The sequence below is a fragment of the Brevundimonas sp. AVps4 genome (assembly GCF_058681525.1).
The window spans coordinates 2,581,425-2,600,090 of the sequence record NZ_CM178741.1 but is presented as its reverse complement, the minus strand read 5'-3'; the positions used below and the strand labels follow the sequence as shown (position 1 = coordinate 2,600,090).

Annotated in this window: 21 protein-coding genes; 10 read left to right on the top strand and 11 right to left on the bottom strand. The window is 67.4% G+C overall.

Features of this window, described 5'->3' with window-relative positions:
* Positions 1-4: 4 nt before the first annotated feature.
* The 4 genes from ACW178_RS12865 to ACW178_RS12850 form a co-directional block, all read right to left on the bottom strand.
* Positions 5-1,579 carry an EAL domain-containing protein gene (locus ACW178_RS12865; protein WP_492024633.1) on the bottom strand — a complete coding sequence of 525 codons (1,575 nt, stop codon included), beginning with the start codon at positions 1,577-1,579 and terminating at the stop codon, positions 5-7.
* A gap of 78 nt (positions 1,580-1,657) precedes the next feature.
* On the bottom strand, positions 1,658-2,095 hold the full coding sequence (locus tag ACW178_RS12860; protein ID WP_492024632.1) for a flagellar basal-body protein FlbY: 438 nt from the start codon (positions 2,093-2,095) through the stop codon (positions 1,658-1,660).
* On the bottom strand, positions 2,092-2,403 hold the full coding sequence (locus ACW178_RS12855; RefSeq protein ID WP_287106425.1) for a rod-binding protein: 312 nt from the start codon (positions 2,401-2,403) through the stop codon (positions 2,092-2,094). Before ACW178_RS12855 ends, ACW178_RS12860 begins: the two co-directional genes overlap by 4 nt.
* Before the next feature lies 1 nt (position 2,404).
* Positions 2,405-3,517, bottom strand: coding sequence for a flagellar basal body P-ring protein FlgI (locus tag ACW178_RS12850; RefSeq protein WP_054766215.1), 1,113 nt, complete (start codon positions 3,515-3,517; stop codon positions 2,405-2,407).
* Between the two features lie 183 nt (positions 3,518-3,700).
* Here ACW178_RS12850 and ACW178_RS12845 point away from each other — a divergent pair, with 183 nt between their 5' ends.
* The 3 genes from ACW178_RS12845 (at position 3,701) to gltX (ending at position 6,147) form a co-directional block, all read left to right on the top strand.
* Positions 3,701-4,126, top strand: a complete 426-nt coding sequence (locus ACW178_RS12845; protein WP_054766214.1) for a flagellar assembly protein FliX — start codon at positions 3,701-3,703, stop codon at positions 4,124-4,126.
* 174 nt (positions 4,127-4,300) lie between these two features.
* Complete coding sequence (gene dksA / locus ACW178_RS12840; protein WP_287106443.1) at positions 4,301-4,735, top strand: RNA polymerase-binding protein DksA; 435 nt, start codon at positions 4,301-4,303, stop codon at positions 4,733-4,735.
* 77 nt (positions 4,736-4,812) lie between these two features.
* The gene (gene gltX / locus ACW178_RS12835) at positions 4,813-6,147 is read left to right on the top strand and encodes a glutamate--tRNA ligase (RefSeq protein ID WP_492024631.1); all 1,335 of its coding nucleotides are present in this window, start codon (positions 4,813-4,815) and stop codon (positions 6,145-6,147) included.
* 17 nt (positions 6,148-6,164) lie between these two features.
* On the opposite strand, the gene ACW178_RS12830 is transcribed toward gltX, so the two are convergent.
* Together ACW178_RS12830 and ACW178_RS12825 are read right to left on the bottom strand one after the other, a co-directional pair.
* Positions 6,165-6,458 carry a DUF8200 family protein gene (locus ACW178_RS12830; protein WP_492024630.1) on the bottom strand — a complete coding sequence of 98 codons (294 nt, stop codon included), beginning with the start codon at positions 6,456-6,458 and terminating at the stop codon, positions 6,165-6,167.
* Positions 6,459-6,562: 104 nt separating this feature from the next.
* Complete coding sequence (locus tag ACW178_RS12825; RefSeq protein WP_054766210.1) at positions 6,563-7,168, bottom strand: LOG family protein; 606 nt, start codon at positions 7,166-7,168, stop codon at positions 6,563-6,565.
* A gap of 108 nt (positions 7,169-7,276) precedes the next feature.
* Here ACW178_RS12825 and ACW178_RS12820 point away from each other — a divergent pair, with 108 nt between their 5' ends.
* The gene (locus ACW178_RS12820) at positions 7,277-8,032 is read left to right on the top strand and encodes a hypothetical protein (protein WP_287105018.1); all 756 of its coding nucleotides are present in this window, start codon (positions 7,277-7,279) and stop codon (positions 8,030-8,032) included.
* 103 nt (positions 8,033-8,135) lie between these two features.
* On the opposite strand, the gene panC is transcribed toward ACW178_RS12820, so the two are convergent.
* Positions 8,136-8,996, bottom strand: a complete 861-nt coding sequence (gene panC / locus ACW178_RS12815; protein ID WP_287105020.1) for a pantoate--beta-alanine ligase — start codon at positions 8,994-8,996, stop codon at positions 8,136-8,138.
* 291 nt (positions 8,997-9,287) lie between these two features.
* Between panC and ACW178_RS12810 the strand changes: the two genes are divergently transcribed.
* From ACW178_RS12810 to ACW178_RS12800, 3 genes are all read left to right on the top strand, one after another.
* The gene (locus ACW178_RS12810) at positions 9,288-9,788 is read left to right on the top strand and encodes an SPOR domain-containing protein (RefSeq protein WP_182714816.1); all 501 of its coding nucleotides are present in this window, start codon (positions 9,288-9,290) and stop codon (positions 9,786-9,788) included.
* A gap of 143 nt (positions 9,789-9,931) precedes the next feature.
* Positions 9,932-10,768, top strand: a complete 837-nt coding sequence (locus tag ACW178_RS12805; protein WP_054766206.1) for a division plane positioning ATPase MipZ — start codon at positions 9,932-9,934, stop codon at positions 10,766-10,768.
* A gap of 16 nt (positions 10,769-10,784) precedes the next feature.
* A complete protein-coding gene (locus ACW178_RS12800; RefSeq protein WP_287105021.1) occupies positions 10,785-11,213 on the top strand; it encodes a J domain-containing protein in 429 nt (142 codons plus the stop codon).
* A 9-nt stretch (positions 11,214-11,222) separates the two neighbouring features.
* Here the strand turns inward: ACW178_RS12800 and ACW178_RS12795 are convergent, their stop codons facing one another.
* Together ACW178_RS12795 and ACW178_RS12790 are read right to left on the bottom strand one after the other, a co-directional pair.
* Positions 11,223-12,116 (bottom strand): SDR family oxidoreductase, encoded by an 894-nt coding sequence (locus tag ACW178_RS12795; protein WP_183214809.1) that lies wholly within the window; start codon positions 12,114-12,116, stop codon positions 11,223-11,225.
* 8 nt (positions 12,117-12,124) lie between these two features.
* Positions 12,125-13,375 (bottom strand): NAD-dependent epimerase/dehydratase family protein, encoded by a 1,251-nt coding sequence (locus tag ACW178_RS12790; RefSeq protein ID WP_224762315.1) that lies wholly within the window; start codon positions 13,373-13,375, stop codon positions 12,125-12,127.
* A 339-nt stretch (positions 13,376-13,714) separates the two neighbouring features.
* On the opposite strand from ACW178_RS12790, the gene ACW178_RS12785 reads away from it, so the two are divergent.
* The 3 genes from ACW178_RS12785 to ACW178_RS12775 all read left to right on the top strand — a co-directional run bounded on the left by ACW178_RS12785 (position 13,715) and on the right by ACW178_RS12775 (position 16,287).
* Positions 13,715-14,662 (top strand): DUF4167 domain-containing protein, encoded by a 948-nt coding sequence (locus tag ACW178_RS12785; RefSeq protein ID WP_492024629.1) that lies wholly within the window; start codon positions 13,715-13,717, stop codon positions 14,660-14,662.
* A gap of 116 nt (positions 14,663-14,778) precedes the next feature.
* Positions 14,779-15,489 (top strand): DUF4893 domain-containing protein, encoded by a 711-nt coding sequence (locus ACW178_RS12780; protein WP_152950675.1) that lies wholly within the window; start codon positions 14,779-14,781, stop codon positions 15,487-15,489.
* Positions 15,490-15,540: 51 nt separating this feature from the next.
* On the top strand, positions 15,541-16,287 hold the full coding sequence (locus tag ACW178_RS12775) for a DUF4893 domain-containing protein (protein WP_492024628.1): 747 nt from the start codon (positions 15,541-15,543) through the stop codon (positions 16,285-16,287).
* A gap of 31 nt (positions 16,288-16,318) precedes the next feature.
* On the opposite strand, the gene ACW178_RS12770 is transcribed toward ACW178_RS12775, so the two are convergent.
* Together ACW178_RS12770 and ACW178_RS12765 are read right to left on the bottom strand one after the other, a co-directional pair.
* Positions 16,319-16,804, bottom strand: a complete 486-nt coding sequence (locus ACW178_RS12770; RefSeq protein ID WP_492024627.1) for a hypothetical protein — start codon at positions 16,802-16,804, stop codon at positions 16,319-16,321.
* A gap of 87 nt (positions 16,805-16,891) precedes the next feature.
* Positions 16,892-18,529, bottom strand: coding sequence for a serine hydrolase (locus ACW178_RS12765; protein ID WP_492024626.1), 1,638 nt, complete (start codon positions 18,527-18,529; stop codon positions 16,892-16,894).
* Positions 18,530-18,666: the final 137 nt, after the last annotated feature.

The following is an 18,666-nucleotide window of genomic DNA, read 5'->3' as shown; positions in this document are numbered from 1 at the left end:
GTCGTCAGCCCCAGGCTTCGACCGCGCCGCGACGCCGGATCGGCGTCGGCGAGGACAACTGGGTGCGCGGCTCGGCCTCGGCGCGCCCGAACAGCCAGCCCTGGCCGTATTCGACCCCCAGGCTCTTCAACTGATCGGCGACCGGGTCCGTCTCGATCATCTCGGCGATGGTCTCCAGCTTCATCGACCGGCACAGTTCGACGAAGCCTCGGATCAAACCCTCGGTCAGGGGATCGCTTAGGCCGCGCACCAGATCCCCGTCGATCTTGACCGCATCCACAGGCAGTTTGCGGACATAGTCATAGGAGGTGGCGCCGGCGCCGAAGTCGTCGATGCAGACCTTGATGCCGGTCTCGCGCAGGGCGGTCAGCCGCCGGTTCGCGGCCTCCAGATCCGCCAGGGCCGAGGTTTCGGTCACTTCCACGATCAGACGTTTGCGCTCCTCGGGCGAGCCGGAGGTCATCTTCAGCAGGTTCTCGACATAGGTGTCGTCGCCAAGCGACGCGCCGGAGACATTGATCGCCATCTTAAGCAGGCCGGCGCCGGGCGCCCGCATCCGCTTCAGCACCTTTTCGGCGACGGCCAGGTCGAAGGCTTCGATCATTTTCAGTTCTTCGGCCATGCGGATGGCTTCGGCCGGGCCGTTGGCGGTGTTGAACCGCGCCAGGGCCTCGAAATGGTGGACCGCCCGCGAATCCAGCCGGACGATCGGTTGGTAGTGGACCTGGAAGTCTCGCGACTTCACCACGCCGCGGAAGGCTTCGGCGTCGCGGAAAGTCCGCTTCAGGGACTCTGCGAAGGCGATCTGAGGATTAGCCAGGCCGCCGTCCTTCAGACATCCCTCGATCGCGAAACGCATGGCGCGCAGCACGCACAGGCTGTCCGCTCCCTGGGGCACGGGTGCGGTGAAGCATTCGGCGGCCAGTTCGGCGCCTTCCGCCCGTCCGGCCTCGACTACTTCCGCAGCCAGATCGCGTTTGTCGGTTCCCGGCCGCAACAGGGCGAACCGCTCCGGCGTGATCTGGGCGGCGGCGGACCCGTGAACGGCGGCCGACTGAAGCGTGGCCTCGATCCGGCGTTGAACCCGGTCCGCCAGCGCCTCCGGCAGCTGTTCCAGGCCATGAACGTCCAGGAAGCCGAACGCAAGATCGCGCGAGTTGTCGATGATGCGGGGCGCGTCGATCAGGAACCGTTCGGCGTCGATCAGCGGCGGAACGTCCAACTCGCCCAGCGGGATGGCCGGACCCTCATAGGCGATGGCGCAGGATATGGCGGGCGCCAGCTGGGGCAGGACGAAGGCGCGGATCGAAGCGCGTCGCACTCGGTCGGCGCCGGCGGTTAGAAGGATCTGCAGGGGCGCGCTGCGGGCGCCCGTCTTGCTGTTCATCAGCGTCTGAAAGACATGATCGCCCTGATGAAGCAGTTCGGTCAGGGGTTTGCCGGTCCACAAGGCGCCGACGTCCTGTCCCGCAGCGGGGCCCGCGCCCAGGGCGAAGCCGACGCGCCCTTGGGCGTCGATTTCCACCAGGGCGTCGGCGGACGCAAAGGCAAGTCCCAAAAGGCGCGTGGTGATCGGCATGGGGCGACTATGACCCCCGTCGCTTAAAAAACCGGCAACACGGCGGGAACGAGGTCCGCAGAAATCAAAAAATGTCGCTCACGCCTTGCGGTTGAACGCTACCGCGCGTCCGTCGCCCATGGCCGCCCGCCCATCGGCGGCATAGACGGCGGCCGGCGTTCGGGCGGCTGCGACCTCATGGACGATGGCCCGCACCAGGCCTTCGGAAATACGGCGGGCGGCCTCAACAGCGCCGGCGTGACGGGCCAGGACGGCGTCGAAGGCGCGGGTGGCCTCGATCAGAGCGGACCGATCAGCCGAAGGCGCGTCGGCCAGAAGGGCGGGGTTGGCCTTCACATGGGCGGAGTCGCGGCGATAGAGGTTGGCCATCTCCTGGGTTTCGGCCAATCCCTTGGCGACCTCCTGGGGGCGCCCCTCTTGGAAGGCGCGCGTCTCGGCCGCCAAACGCTCGGTCAGGCGCCGCGTCAGATCCAGCAGTTGGCGCACGCGCGCCCCGGCCAGTTCAGCGTCGCTCATGGCCGCGCCTCCTGCATCTTCAGCATTTCGTTCATCACCGGCCCGGCTAGGCCGATCCCGCCGGCGGCTACGGTCTTCTTGGCCATTTCGTCCAGCAGAAAACTGCGCCAGGTCGCCTCGCCCTGACCGCCGCCGAACAGGCCGTCGGTCGACAGGCCTTCGAACATCGGTTTCAGCATCTGAGACAGGAAGCTGGCCTCGAAGGCTTCCGCCGTGGCCTTGATCTTCTCACGGCTCGCGCCGGCTGCGGCCGTCGCAGCGGCGGGTAGGGGGAGGATCAGTTCGGCGGGGGCGGACAGGTCCGTCATGTCACATCACCTCGATCTCGGCCTGCAAGGCGCCGGACGCCTTGATCGCCTGCAGGATGCTGATCATGTCCCGCGGGCTGACGCCCAGGGCGTTCAAACCGTTCACCAGGGTGGACAGGCTGGTTCCGCCGCCCACCAGCCGCATCTGGGTGCCCAGATCTTCTTCGACATTGACCTGGGTGCTGGGCACGACCGCCGTCTGTCCCTGGCTGAAGGGGGCGGGCTGGCTGACAAAGGGCTGTTCATCGACCGAGATGGTCAGATTGCCCTGGGCGATGGCCACCCGCGAGATCCGCACCGCATCGCCCATGACGATGACGCCGTTCACCTCGTCGATGATGACCTTGGCGGGTGAATCGACGGTGACGGGCAGGTTTTCCACGCGGCTGATGAAGCCGGCCATGCCCATCTGTCCGGGAGCCCGCAGGGCCACGACCGTTCCGTTCTCGGCCAGGGCGGTTCCGGGGAAGGCGGCGTTGACGGCGGCGGCGACGCGCTGGGCGGTGGTGAAATCCGGATTACGCAGATTCAGCCGGACCTCGTTCATATTGGCCATTTCGAAGCCTGTCTCGCGCTCGACAGAGGCGCCCGAGGCGATCCGGCCGGCCGTGGGCACCCCCCGCGTCACCGAAGAACCTGATCCTCCGGAGGCCGAGACGGCGCCCGTCTGAACGGACCCTTGCGCCACCGCATAGACCTGACCGTCCGCGCCCTGAAGGCTGGTCACGACCAGAGATCCGCCCAGCAGGCTCTTGGCGTCGCACATGGAGGAGACGTTGACGTCAATGCGCGAACCCGGCGTGGCGAAGGCCGGCAGTTCGGCCGTGACCATGACTGCGGCCATATTCTTGGTGTTGGCGTTTGCGCCGCGGATATTGACCCCGAGCCGCTCGGTCATGCCTTCCAGCGACTGCCGGGTGAAGGGACAGTTGCGCAGCGAATCGCCGGTGCCGTTCAAACCCATGACCATGCCGTAGCCGACCAGTTGGTTGCCGCGAACGCCTTCAACGGCGGCGATGTCCTTGATCCGCGACTGGGCTGCGGCCGCGGACGCGCTGACGCCCAGGGCCAGGACGGCCAAGGGCGTGACGAGGCGGGCGAGCAGATTCTGCATGGGTCGGACGTCTCTGAGGCTTCTTCTGATACCTTATGCCAGGATCGTGCCGTGATCTAAGCTGTTGAAAATATGGTGGTGTGGCGGCTTGCGGGTGGATGGTGAGGGCAGATTCTGCCCAGCTGTTAACCAAACGGTCACTCCGTTCCTCAAGGATGGGATCATGAGCCGGAGCATGCGCGGATGAAGGTCACAGGGACCACGGGCCCCCAAGCCCCGACCAGCGGCAAGTCCGCTCGCTCGGCCAGCGGCTTTTCGCTCGGTCAAGCCGGCGGGGCGTCGGCGCCCACCGCCGCTTCAGCCGCCGCCGCACCGACGAGCGTCGCCGACGTCTCGGCCCTGATGGCTCTCCAAGGCGTGGAGGGGCCGCTGGAAAAACGTCGGCGCGCCATCAAGCGGGGCGCAGGGCTTTTGGACCGGCTCGACGAGATGAAACTGGCTCTGTTGTCCGGCGAGGGCGATCCCGCCTTGTTGGAACGGCTGGCCCGCAATCTGCGCGAAGAGCGCCCCGATGGCGGGGATGCGGGGTTGAACGCCGTGCTGGATCAGATCGACCTGCGCGCCGCTGTGGAACTGGCCAAGGCCGAACTGCGTCGCGGCGAGGCTTGATCGTAAAAGCTTCGGCTTTTCAAGATCGAGGACGGGGCCTTAGCTGGGTTCCTATTTCATCAAGGCGCTCACGGAATCATGATCACGGAATCGCGAACGCCGTTGCCGCGACTCGTCGGGCTGACTATACGGCCCCTACGCCACAGGGGGGCGTGATTAGAGAGCGTGAGTGGGATGAGCGCCTTGGCGTCCGTTGTGTCCGACGAAACCGGTCCTTACCGCCCGTCGGACGACGAGCCGTTCATGAATGAGCGGCAACTGGCTTACTTCAAAAAGAAGCTGCTGGACTGGAAGGAAGAAATCCTTCGCGAGTCCAAAGGGACGGTCGTCAACCTGAAGGCGGAGACGGAAAACCATCCCGATCTGGTCGATCGCGCCTCTTCGGAGTCGGATCGCGCCCTGGAACTGCGGACCCGCGATCGGCAGCGCAAGCTGATCTCCAAGATCGACGACGCCCTGCGGCGGATCGAGGACGGCTCCTACGGCTATTGCGAAGACACCGGCGAACCCATTGGCTTGGGGCGTCTGGAGGCCCGCCCCACCGCGACCCTGTCGGTCGAGGCGCAGGAGCGCCACGAACGCCGCGAGCGGGTTCACCGGGACGACTGAAGTTCGAGGGACCCAAGCCTTGACTTCGCGGGGTTGCGGCGCGACCTAGCCGCCTCGCTTTTGAGGTCTAGGTCTTCATGTCCGTCAAGGTTCGTTTCGCCCCGTCGCCGACGGGTAAGCTGCACGTCGGCAATGTCCGCACCGCCCTGGTGAACTGGCTGTTCGCGAAGGGGCAGGGCGGATCCTTCGTGCTGCGGATCGACGACACCGACCTGGCGCGCTCCACGCCGGAGTTCGAGCAGGGGATCGAGGACGATCTGACCTGGCTGGGGCTGACCTGGGACGAGCGCTATAACCAATCCAAGCGCTTCGACCGCTATGAGGAGGCCGCCGCCAGGCTCAAGGCGTCGGGCCGGCTCTATCCCGCCTATGAGACGGCCGACGAACTCGACCGCCGTCGCAAGGTGCAGCTGTCGCGCGGCCTGCCGCCCATCTACGACCGCGCCGCGCTGGACCTTACGGACGCACAGAAGGCGGCCTATGAGGCCGAGGGGCGTCGTCCTCACTGGCGGTTCAAGCTGGAGGGCAAGCGGGTCGCCTGGGAAGACCTGGCGCGCGGCCACGCCGAGGTCGATACCTCCTCCATGTCCGACCCGGTTCTGATCCGCGAGGACGGCCTGTTCCTCTACACCCTGCCGTCTGTGGTGGACGACATCGACATGGCGATCACCCACGTCATTCGCGGCGAAGACCACGTCACCAACACCGGCGCACAGATCGAGATCTTCGAAGCCCTGGGGGCGACGGTTCCCGGCTTCGCCCACATGCCCCTGCTGGTCGGCGCCGACGGCGCCGCCCTGTCGAAACGGTTGGGCTCCCTGTCGATCAGCGACATGCGCGACCAGGGTTACGAGCCGATCGCCATCACCAGCCATCTGGGCCGGATCGGCACCTCCGACCCCTTGGAGGTCGCCGCATCGGTTCAGGCCCTGGGCGAGAGCTTCGCCTTTACCAAGATGGGCCGGTCGCCGGCGCGGTATGACACGGCCGATCTGGACCGGCTGAACGCCCAGGCGCTGCACATCATGGACTATGCTTCGGCTCAACCCCGGCTGCAGGCTCTGGACGCGGATCTAGGCGAGACCTTCTGGTCCGTGGTGCGGGGCAATCTGAACAAGTTCGCCGATGTGGTCGAAATGGCGAAGGTCGTGCGGGGGCCGATCCAGCCCGTCATCGAGGACGCCGCCTTCATCGAGGCCGCCGCCGGCCTGTTGCCCGAGGTCATTGATGAGACGGCCTGGTCCGCTTGGACGAACGCCGTCAAGGCCGAGACGGGCGCCAAGGGCAAGGCCCTGTTCATGCCCTTGCGGCTGGCGCTGACGGGCCAGGCCCATGGGCCGGATATGGCGGCCCTGGCGCCGCTGATCGGTCGCGAGACCATCCAGCGGCGCCTGAAAGGCGAGGCGGCCTAAGCCGCCTCACGCCTGGATCAGGCGTTGCAGGCGGCCAGTTCTTCGGCGCTGAGCGTCTTGCCCTTGTAGGAGAAGGCCGTCACCGGGCCGAACTTCTGCACCACGCGGCGGCAGGCGCGCGTCGCCGGCTGTTCCGTGCCGCCCGAGGCGGTGCAGGCCGAGCCGTCGCAGGACCAGCGCGCGCCGTCGATGATGGTCGGGCGGGCGGGGGCCTTGGCCGCATCCGCCAGGACCAGGCTGGTGGGGGCGGGCGTCTGGGCGACGGCGGGGGCGGCGGCGAAAACGGCGGCGGCGATCAGCAGGACGCGCATGAAAACTCTCCGAATTGAAGAACGGCGTCGTGCCGTCGGGCGTCAATGTCAGTTTTCGATAAAAACTGTCAAGATGCGCGGCGTCGATTGTGATCGGCGATCACCTATCGGCGATCATAGATACGCGCCCCGTCCATGGGATCCGTCTGAATCTGCTCCAGCGCAGCCTCCACCGTGTCCGCCACCGTCCAGGCGTTCAGGAAATCGGCCGGCGTCATTCCCTCGTCGACGCTGTGACGCATCAGATCGAAAAAGCCGTTCCAGAAGCCGTTTAGGTTCAGGAAGACAACGGGCTTCTGATGGAGATCCAGCCGCTTCCAGGACAGCAGTTCGACCACCTCTTCCAGGGTTCCGATGCCGCCCGGAGCGACCACGAAGGCGTCGGACTGGTCGTACATCAGTTGTTTGCGCTCATGCATGGAAGTCACGACGACCGTCTCGACCTCGTCGAACAGGCGCTCCCGGCTGCGAAGGAAGGCCGGCATGATGCCCAGCACGCGTCCGCCCGCCTCATGGGCCCCGCGCGCAGAGGCGCCCATCAGGCCCACGCCGCCACCGCCATAGACCAGACGCCACCCCGCCTCGGCCGTCGCCCTGCCGAAGTCTCGCGCGGCCTGGATATAGGCGGGATCGGCCCGATCGGACGAACCGCAGAACAGGCAGACGGAGGGGCCTTCGAAAGGCTGGATCGAAACAGGGGGCAGGGACATGAGGCCTCGAAATGAACGGATGCGCCGTCGGCCATGGCCAAACGGGCGGCGATCGAGCTAACAGACTCTCGGCCGCTGGGCGCCAGCCATATCGTGTCGGAACCAAGGATGAAACGCTGGATCGTCGCCAAGGCGGCCCTATCGACGGCTCTGGTCCTTGTGGCGCCGACCTTGAGCGCCTGTTCGGAAAAGAAGGACGCCGCCGTCGCGTCCGAGCCGGGCGCCCCGGTGGAATCGCCCTGGACGCAGCCGCCGACGGTTGACGCCGCTCGGCGCGAGGGGGGACAGGTGGTGGTTCGAGGCGCGGCGGCGCCCGACGCCCGAGTCGTGCTTCGCGCGGGGGACGGAGCGGCCGTGGCGGTCAGCGCAGACGCCGCCGGCCGGTTCGAACTGCGGGCGCCCTTGACCTCAGGCGACATGCGGTTGAGGCCGGAGGTGCAGATCGGAGAGGACGCCGCGCCCTCGCCCGAGACCTTGGTGCTTCTGCAAGGCGGCGCGGGGCCGATCATCCTGATCGCGGCCGGAGAACCCACGACCCGGCTGGACGGCCGGGGTCGGTTGGATGCGGTGGATTCCGACGGCGCGGTCCTGATCGTCTCCGGTCGCGCGAACGGACCGCCGCCGGAGGTGACGATCAACGGAAGGCGGGTGCCGGTCCTGAGCCGCACCGGCGGCAGTTGGCGTGCGACGGCCCCCGACGGGGGTGCAGCGTCGATCGTCGTGGACGGCGAACGGTTCGACTATCCCGGCGTCGGTTCTCAGGCGGACTTTCAGTCGCAACGGGCCGGCGACGGATGGCGGCTGACCTGGCCGACCGGACCGAGCGGTCGTCAGACCACATGGCTGCCGGATCGCGGCGGTTAGGACTTCGTTAACCGAAGCGGCGGACAGATGAATCTGTCCCGTTCTGGGACACACCATCACCGAACTTCCATTCAAAGCCCGGCGCCTGCGTCGGGCTCTTTTTTCAGATGGCCAGGTTGTCGATAAGCCGCGTCTTGCCCAGCCAGGCGGCGGCGAGAATGCGGGCGGGGGCGTCGACCACGCCGTCGCGAAAGACCGACAGGTCTTCGGCCCGCCGGACCGCCACATAGTCGATGCGCTCAAAGCCGGCCTTCAGCACGGCGGCATAGGCGTCTCGTTCGACGCCGGGCAGGGGACGCCCCGACGCGGCATCGGCCGCTGCCGCCGCCAGGATGCGGTTGAGCCGGCGGGCCACGGCCAATTCGTCTTGCGACAAATAGGCGTTTCGCGACGACAGGGCCAAGCCGGCCTCGTCCCTCTGGGTCGGAACGGCGACGATGTCGATCGGCAGATCCAGGTCGCGGACGAAGCGCCGGATCACCATCAGCTGCTGATAGTCCTTCTCGCCGAACACGGCCAAGTCCGGCTGAACCTGGTTGAACAGCTTGGTCACCACCAGGGCGACCCCGCCGAACATCTGAGGCCTGAAATCGCCTTCCAGGCCCATCGCCGGACCCGTCACGGCGATGCTGGTGGCGAAGCCTTCGGGGTACATGTCCTCTGGCGCGGGCGCGAACATCAGAGGGCAGCCGACGCCGGACAACAGCCGCGCATCCTCCGCCTGCTGGCGTGGATAGCGGGCCAGATCCTCGGTCGGGGCGAACTGGGTCGGATTGACGAAGTTGGAGACCACCACTCGATCGGCGCGCTGAACGGCTTCGCGCACCAGGGCCAGATGGCCGTCATGCAGGGCGCCCATGGTCGGAACCAGGCCCACCGTCAGGCCTTGTCTCTTCCAGTCGCGTACCGCGGCGCGCAGTTCCGCGACGGAACGAACGACGAGGAGCGAAGCGGGCTGGGTCATGGTGAACCGGTTAACCTTGTGCCTTAAGCGTGTCGATGCACCAGACCTCAAGCCCTGGCGACTAGGGTGGTGCTTATGACGCCGGCAGCAGCGACCCGTCCAGTTCTGATCGCCCTCACCCTCGGGCTTGCCGGGTGCGGGGCCGTCGAGGGCGACCGTCATTCCTTCCAGTCCGCCGCCGATCGGATCGCTGCGATCGAGATTCCGATGGACCCGGACGCCCCCAGGCCCGCAGCTGCGCAAAAAACTCGCGCCGAAACTCAGGGTTTGCGGCCTGCAAAATTCTCGCCCGTGAAAATCGCCCTGATGACGCCCTATGAGATGTGGGACGCCCGCGACGCCATGGCGGGGCGGCTGGGCGCGGACGAAAGGCGGACGGAACCCGAGCCTGACCGGGAGCCCGGTCTAAGGGGTGCGGTGACGCGGATGGTCCAACCGGCCGTCCAGCCCGCCATGCGTGCCGCCGCTCCTGCGCTTGTCGAGGCGGTCGATCGTGCCGACAGGCCGGTTCTGCGCCCCGCCGTCATCCGGTCGGAGCCGCGGCCGACCTCGTCGGCGGAGGGTCGACTGATCCAGCTGGGCGCCTTTTCCAGCGAAGCTGCGGCGCGGGCCGCCTGGGCGCGGCTGAGAACCCAGGCGGATCTGTCCGACTTTTCGCCGCGATTCGAGGACGTCGAGGTCGCCGGTCGTCGTCTGACCCGGCTGCGGGTTGGGCCTATTCCAACCGAGACCGCCAGCGCCCTGTGCGCGGCCGCCCAGGTGGCCGATCCCTGGTGCCGTCGCGCCGGCTGACCGGCGGGCGTCCCTTCCACCAGAGCAAAGTCCACAGATGGCCGTTAACGCCGCGTTGACGTTTGGCCTCTGTGCGCCGAGTCTAAGGCGTCCGAAGGCCGCGCTGCACTGAGTCGCGTCGGCCGCCACAGAGGGTTTCCTCCATGACGCAGCCACACGTGATCGTCCTCGGCAATGAGAAGGGCGGGGCGGGCAAGTCCACCCTGGCGATCCACATCGTCACCGGCCTGCTGCATGCGGGGCGGACGGTGGCGATCATCGATCTGGATCTGCGCCAGCGCTCCATGCAGCGCTTCTTCACCAACCGTCAGGCTTGGCTGGCCGCGAACGGCCAAACGCTGCCCCAGCCGTTCATGCCCGACATGGGCGACGGCAAGGCCTTGGCCAAGGGCGGGACAGATGAGCAGATCGCGGCCTTCGAAAAGGCCTTCGCCGAGGCTGCGGCCGCAGGCGTGGACGCCATATTGATCGACACCCCCGGCGGCGACACGGCGGTGTCCAGCGCCGCCCATGCGCGCGCCGATCAGATCGTGACCCCCATGAACGACAGTTTTGTCGACTTCGACCTGCTGGGCGAGGTGGACCCAGTCTCGCTGGAGCTGCTGAAGCCCTCCATCTATTCCGAAAGCGTCTGGGAGGCCCGCAAGGTCCGGGCGATCACCCAGGGCCGGCAAGCGACCATCGACTGGCTGGTCGTGACGAACCGTCTCGCCGTCGCCGAGGCGCGCAACCGCAAGCGACTGGAAGAGCGGATGAACAAGCTGGCCAAGCGGGTCGGCTTCCGCGTCGGGCCGGGCTTGCGTGATCGGGTCATCTATCGCGAGCTGTTCCCCTTCGGCCTGACGGTTGCAGACCTGTCCAATGAGGTGCGGCCGGTGGCGGTGTCCCTGGCCCATGTCGCGGCCCGCCAGGAGCTGCGCAATCTGATGAAGGCCATGGGTCTGGAACAGGCCCTGGCGCCGCTGGACGTGGCGGCCTGAAAGGCCGGATGACCGCGTGGCTCTGATTGGACTGGCCCTGGCGGCCGTCGCCGTCTGGGCCCTGGTGCGACTGGGACGACAGACGGAAAGACGTGGTCGGGCCCATTGGCGGGTGACGGCGACCCTGCTCGCGTCTGCGCTTCTGGCCGGCGGGGCTTTGGCGGCCTTCAGGGGCGCTTGGCTGTGGGGCGCAGGCCTCGCGGCGGCGGGCCTCTATCTGGTCTGGTCGTCGCGGATGCGGACGCCCGTACGTTCCGAGCCGATCACCGAGGCCGAGGCGCGCGCAGTGCTCGGCGTCCCTCCGGACGCGGACGAGGCGCAGATTCGCGCGGCTTGGAAACACGCCATGAGCCGCGTCCATCCCGACCAAGGCGGCACGGCCGGGTTGGCGATCCGAGTCAATGCGGCGCGGGACCGCCTCCTGAAGAAGAAAAGAGGCGCTTGAGACGCGCGATCAGCTGACCAGGCGAAGCGGCGGCGGCGCGTCCAGCAAGGCCTCCAGGCCTTCCCGCCAACTGGGATAGGCCGGTCGCCAGTCCAGTTCGGCCTTGGCCAGGGCGTTCGAGACCCGCTTGGAATCGAGATAGAAGCGGCGCATCGCCTCGCTGACGCTGTCATCGGTCCAATCGACTTCCGGCGGACGGGGCAGGCCCATCCGGTCGGCCGCCCATTCCACCACCATGTTGGCGGGCGAGGGCTCATCGTCGGTCAGATTATAGGCGGCGCCGGGCCTGGGCCGGTCCATGGAGGCGAACAAGGCCGACACCACGTCATCGACATGGATGCGGTTGAACACCTGGCCCGGCTTCCGAACGAGTCTCGCCGTGCCGTCTCTCAGCCGATCGATGACGCTGCGACCGGGGCCGTAAAAACCGGGCAGACGGAAAATCTGGACTGTCAGCCCCATGCCCTGCGCCCCGTCCAGCCAGTCGCGTTCGGCCCGCACTCGACGGGCGCCCTCCAGGCTGGCGGCGTTCAGCGGCCCGTCCTCGAACACCCAGCCGCCGGCTCGGTCGCCATAGACGCTGGTTGAGGAGACATAGCCGATCCAATCGGGCCAGGCCTGGGACGCGACGGGGGCCAAGGCGCGCAGGCCCGGACAGCCGTGGGCGTCCGGCGCCGCTGTGATCAGCACGGCCGTCGCCGACTCCAGCGCGGTCCTGAGGGCGTCGGCGTCCGCAGGGTCGATGGCCGAAACACCCTCAGCCGCGAGGGACCGTCGGCGTTCAGGATCGCGAGAGGTGGCTGTCGCCTGGCCGCCCCGCTTCAAGGCTTCGCGCGCTGCGGCCCGCCCCAGATAGCCGCCGCCGAAGACCAGCAGGGAGGGGGCGGTGACGGGGCGGTTCATCGGCAGGCTCAGGCGGTCAGAATGTTGGGCGAACCGGGCGAACTCGCGCACGGCCGCGCTTGGCTTTCCAGCGCCTTGGCGCGGCGTTGGTTCCAGGCCGAGACGCAAGGAATGCGGCTCAGATCGGCCCGCTCGGCGTAGCGCCGGGCGATCTCGGTGACGTCCTGCATCAGACCTTCAGCCAAGGTGATCGGCTTCAGCCCCAGTTCCCGGAACTGGTCGTTGGCGACGACCAGATCGTTTTCGTCGGCCTCTTGGCGGGGGTTGGGCACATTGTGGACTTCGGCGCCGGTCATGTCGGCGACCATCCGGGCCAGGTCGCGCACACGCCGACTCTCGGTCATCTGGTTCAGGATCTTGACCCGATCGCCGCGCTTGGGCGGATTGTTCAGCGCCAGTTCGACGCAGCGCACCGTGTCCTGAATATGGATGAAGGCCCGGGTCTGGCCGCCCGATCCGTGCACCGTCAGCGGATAGCCGACCGCCGCCTGCATCAGGAACCGGTTCAGCACCGTGCCGTAGTCGCCGTCGTAGTCGAAACGGTTGATCAGACGTTCGTCCAGCCTGGTCTCGGCCGTTTGGGCGCCCCAGACGATGCCCTGATGCAGGTCTGTGATCCGCAGGCCGTCGTTGCGGGCGTAGAACTGGAACAGCAGGGCGTCCTGAGTCTTGGTCATGTGATAGATGCTGCCGGGGTTCGGCGGGAACAGAATCTCCTGCTCGGCCGGGCCGTTGTCGGTCTCGACCGTCACCTTCAGATAGCCCTCGGGGATGCGCAGGCCCGCGGTGCCGTAGCCATAGACCCCCATGGTGCCCAGGTGGGCTAGATGCACGTCCAGCCCGCTTTCGACGATGGCGGCCAGCAGGTGGTTGGTCGCATTGATGTTGTTGTCGACCGTGTACAGCTTGTGCCGCGCCGACTTCATCGAATAGGGGGCGGCGCGCTGTTCGGCGAAATGGACCACGCTGTCGGGCGTCAGGTCGCGGATCAGGGCCACCAGACGGTCGAACTCCTTGCCTACGGTCATGTTGACGAAGCCGATGTCGCGGCCTGAGACCTCTTTCCAGGCCTTGATCCGCTCGCCCATGGTGCGGATCGGCGTCAGCGACTGGACCTCCAGCTCATTGTCGATATTCCGCCGACTGAGATTGTCGACGATGGTCACGTCCCAGCCCTGGGCCGAGAGATGCAGGGCCGTCGGCCAGCCGCAGAAGCCGTCGCCGCCTAGAACCAGAACCCGCATGGAAGAATGCCTCATCGTCGCCTTAAAGAACCTGCCTAGCCCACCCGACGCTCGTCGGCAAAGCGGAGCCGTGGCCCAAGGTGCGACGCTTTGTCGAAAACCCCTTGGAAAGGGACGGCGCACACGCTAAGTCTCTCTCGTCTCCCACTCAAACGCAGCTTTACGGGTTTTCGCCCGGCTGTTCGCGGCTTGAGCCGGCCATGACGGTCGGTCCCCACAGGGCCGGCGCACCATGCGGGCGACAAGGCATTCCGACAGATCGACAATCGGGGATCGGCCCCGAGCGAAACGGAACCACGAAACGGACGGACCCGGCCCGACGGCTTGGCTCCATCCCTGCACACGGTAGCGCGAATGAGAGATTTCAAGGGCATGAAGCGTCAGCGCGGACGCAATCGGAACAAGGCGGGCGCCAATAACGCCAACAACGCCAATCCGAATCGTTCGTGGGATTCGCAAGGCCCCGAAAACATCAAGGTCCGCGGCAACGCCCAGACCGTGTATGAGCGCTATCAGCAGCTGGCCCGCGACGCGGCGTCCAGCGGCGACCGGGTGTTGGCCGAGAACTACCAACAGCACGCCGAACACTATTACCGGGTTCTGCGCGCGCTTCAGCCCCAACGCTCCTTCTCCGACATCGCCGCGCGCGAACTGTCGAACCAGGGCTTTGACATCGATTTCGAAGACGAATCCGGCGCCCAGGCCGCAGCCTTCATGGCGGCGCAGCAGGCGGCGGATCGCCAGGCTCAGGAAGCGGCGGAGCGCGCGGAGCAGTCCCAAAACCGCGACCAGAACCGGGATCAAAACCGGGAGCGCGACTACAATCGCGACCGCGACCGCGACCGCGACCAGAACCGCGACCGCGACGGCCAGTCATCGCGTGACGACGGCGAGATGCGCGCTGAGGGCGAAGGCGGCGGTCGCCGCGAAACCCGCCGTGAGCGCTGGGAGCGGCGTCGCGAGGAGCGTCAGCGCCGATTCGACACCCAGGGCGAAGGCCAGTCGGGCGAAGGCCGCCCGATCGAAGCGGTCGCCGATGACGCCGCCGCCGCGACCCAGACCGAGTCGGTGGCTCCGGTCTCGGATCAGAGCGACGTCCCTCAGACGGACGAGCGGCCGGCGCGCCGGTCGCGCCGTCCCGCCGTTGCAGCCGAAACGGGCGATGATGAGACTCCGACGGCTCTGCCCGGCTTTCTGACCCGCTCGTCCGCCCCCGCTCCGACGGTCGAGGAGGGCGAGCCGGCCCCGCGCCGCCGCGCGCCCCGCCGCAAGGCCGAGGCTGCGGCCGAGAGCGAAGGCTGATCCCCCGCCAAGCCGTGATCTGCGGCTGCGGTCTTGACGCGGGCCGCCGACCAAGGGCCTAAAAGACCGACTTCGCCGCAAGGTCCCCTCGGACGCCTTTTCACAGGGAAGCGTTGATGCGCCAGATACGTCCGCCTTGTCCCTCGCTTAGACGCCTGGCCTCAGGGGCCGGGCCGAAGGGCGGTCTGGCTCTGGCGGGCCTTCTCGCTCTGGCGGCCTGCGCCTCCACCCCGCCGCCGCCTCCGCCCCCGCCGCCGCCCTCTTCCGTAACGGGCGGGGTTCTGATGGACTGGCGCGGCGTCATCACCTCGACCGATCGGGATCGCTATCAGCGTCGTGACGCCGCCTGGGATCTGGCCCTGCAACAGGCGCGACGCCAGCGCGGTTCGGGCGATTTGAACAGTCTGGGCGATCTGATCGACCCGTCCGCCGCACGCCCCGGCGTGACCCCGCCGACCGGCGACTACCGCTGCCGCACCGTGAAACTGGGCTCCCAGGGCGGCGAGGACGGACTGGGCTATGTGGTTTACGGCTGGTTCGCCTGTCGCATCGAACAGACGCCGCGCGGTCTGAAGTTCACCAAATTGACCGGCTCCCAGAGGCCTTCGGGCCTCCTGTTCCCCGAGAACGACCGGCACATGCTGTTGCTGGGGTCCATGGCCCTGGCCCAGGAACCGGCCGCCAACTCCTATGGCCGCAACAGTGATCGCGATCTGGTCGCCGTTCTGGAACGGATCGGCGAGGCGCGCTGGCGTCTGGTGCTGCCGTGGCCGCAGTATGAGTCGAACCTGGACCTGATCGAACTGGTTCCGGCCAAGACCGACTGAACCGCGCGGCGGCTTGACCGTTCGTCTCCTGAACCGATGGAGACGCCGATCATGCGCCGCACCCCGACCTTCTTTGCGCCCTTGCTTCTCGGCTTGGCGGTGTCCGCCTGCGGTGAGAACAGTCCGGGCAGCCGCGCCGAAACCTCGCCGGCCGTCAGCGCGCCCGCCAAAGGCGTCCCCCCGCGCGTCGCGCCGCCCGCGACAGCCGCCGCCGCAGCCGCACCTTCCGCAGCTCAAGGCGGGCTTCAAGGCGGAAGCGACGATTGGCGTCAGGTCGCCTCGGCGGCCGACGCCAGCCTGCTCGGTCGGTTGGACCAGGCCTGGCGTATGGCCCGCGCCGAGGCCGAGGCCGCCGGCTTCGCCTCTGAGGTCGAGGCCCTGGGGCCATTGGTCGACCCCAACGCCGCCTTGCCGGACCGCCTCCAACCGCCGCCTGGAACCTATCGGTGCCGCACGATCAAGCTGGGGCGGCGGGGGGACGGAGGCGGTCTGGCCTATGTCGACTATCCCTGGTTCGCCTGTTCGGTGGAGACGACCCCCGGCGGGGATCTGGTTCTGACCAAGACGACGGGGTCGCAGCGGACTCAGGGCCTTCTCTATCCCGACACGGATCGTCGCCTCGTCTATATCGGCGCCCAGGCCCTCAGCGACGCCGAGACCGGCTTTCCCGCCTATGGCGATCGTCCGGAACGCGATCAGGTGGGCGTTCTGGAGCGAATCGGCCAGAGCCGCTGGCGGCTTGTCCTCCCTTGGCCGAAGCAGGAAGCCAAGCTGGAGCTGCTGGAAATCAGGACCTGAAGTCCGCAGGCGGGGCTTCAGGTCTCTGGGGTCAACGATTACCGGTCGAGCGCGAAATAGCGGCCCGCATGCCCTCGGCGTGGAGTGCGCCCGAGGGGGCGATCTTGGTGTTTGGAGTTTCGCTCGGTCCTTGATCCGCCGTGCGGTCCTCGGGGCCGGTCCAAGTCGGGTTCTCAGCCTTGCGCCGGACTGCGTCGCGAAGATTGTCGGTCGCCCTCTTGGTCTCTCCGTCGCCCTCGCTCCGACGGGCGTCGATCGCTTCGGCGACGCGCGCGATCGCCTCCGTCAGCAGCGCCTTCTTCTCTCGCGCGCCGGTGTCGGCCCCGGCGGTTCCGCCTCGCGCTTGAGCCGAACGGGCGCGGGTGCGGATTTGGCGCTGCGCCTTGTCTCGGCGCGCCCGCAGCCGACCGATCAATTCCCGCAGTTCTGCCGGCGACCGCTCGTCCAGGGCCTGGCTTTGCCGGACCATGTCCGCTTCTTCGCGGTCTAGCGCGCGGGGCGTTTCTGAATTCGACATGGCTGTCCTCCTTTGGGTTGATGGAAGGACAGCGTTTGCTGGTTCTAGGCGTTCCGCCCTTGCGCGCCTAGGTCACAGGCCGAACGTTCAAATCCGCGTCAGTCTCAAATCCTGGTAATCGTAGGAGAAGTCGATGTCCGGCGAGACGCCCTTCATCGTCGCCGTGGCGGGCTTGGCGGTCTGGATGTCGAAAGTCACAAAGGCGTCTTCCTCCCGCTTGTCCGGGAAGCGGGTGCGGAAGGTCTCGCCGTCATAGGGCTCTAACCAGCCTTGCAGGGCCGGGGTGTGGGTGAAGGTCAGCCACAAGCCCGGCTTGCGGTCGCGCCCCCGCCCTCGGGTCTTGGGCGCGATGACGATGTCGCCATACCAGGGATCCCGCCAAGTTCCGGCATAGGCGTCCAGAGGCATGGAGGGCGGCGCGCCCGCCGCCTGTTTGGCGTCGATCTCGGCGGCGGCCGCGACGGACTTGGCGTTGCCCTCGGCCTCCAGTCGCTTGGAATCGGCGATCCAGTCCTTGTCGATCTTGCCCATGCAGATGTCGGCGATGCCTGAGCGAAGAGCCCGCAGCAGGAAGCTCTCTTCCGCGTTGGAGAAGATGCTGAACCCAACCTTGCGGCCGGGGATCAGAACGGTCGCGGAAATGCCGCCGGGCGAACCGCCGCCGTGGCTGATCAGTCGCTCGCCGCGATAGTCCTGAACCTGCAGGCCCATGGCGTAGGTCGAGGCGATGGAGCGGTTAGGCAATTCCGCCGTCGGGCCGGGCGAGCTGCCGACGATGATGTTGGGGCGATACATTTCCCTGGCGGACTCTTCGGAGAACAGGCGCGTCCCGTCGGGCAGCCGCCCGTCGTTCAGCCGCACCGCGATCCATTTGGCCCAGTCGGCCGGGGTGGTGCAGATCCCGCCGGCTGCGGCGGCCGAGTCCCAGTTCCAGACCTCCACGATCGAATCCGCGATCGGCGTCATGGCGCCCTGATAGCGCAGCGGCGGCCCGACCCGGCCGTGGGGCAGGGCGGACTTGGCCGGGTCGGCCAGGCGCGCCAGGGGCACGGTCTCGCTCATGCCGACGCGGTCCAGAATCCGCGTCTGGATGAAGTCTTCCCAGGTGTGGCCCGAGACGGCCTCGATCACCGCCCCCGCGACCACGAACATCAGATTGCAATAGTGGTAGCGAGCGCGGAATCCGTCCTCGATCGGCACGAAGGCGGCCTGAGCCAAGACCTCGGCGCGGGTCCGGTCGCTGTTGGGCCAGAACAGCAGATCGCCGGCGCCCAGGCCGAAACCGGCGCGGTGGCTCAAGGTATCGCGAACCGTGATGTGGTCGGCGATGTACGGATCGACCAGCCGGAAATCGGGCAGATAGGTCTTGATCGGCGCGTCCCATTTGACCTTGCCCTCATCGACCAGAATGGCCAGGGCGGCGGCGGTGACGTTCTTGGTGTTGGAGGCGATGGCGAACAGGGTGTGTTCATCGGCGACGGCCGGCTTGCCCTGAACCTTCACCCCATAGCCGCGGGTCAGCACGGCGGCGCCGTCCTTGACCACGGCGATTCCCAATGCGGGCTGGTCGGGCCAGGCGGCCATCGCCTTTTTCACATAGGCGTCGATCGCCTCGGCCAGGGCCGCATCGTCGTTGGCGGCGTTCCAGGCCAGGGCCGGGCGGGCCGCGAGGCTCAGCGGGAGGGCGCCGGCCAGGGCGCGACGACGGGTCAGGTTCAGGGGCAAGGCGCAGGCTCCAACTCTCGATGCGGCGACACGCTAACGCGCCGCTTCGCGCGCGTCACCCATCGCTTTCGGAGCAAGCATGACGAAGGTGTAATGGACCTGTCCAAGATGTAACTTTGCATTGCAAAGCAGGCTCG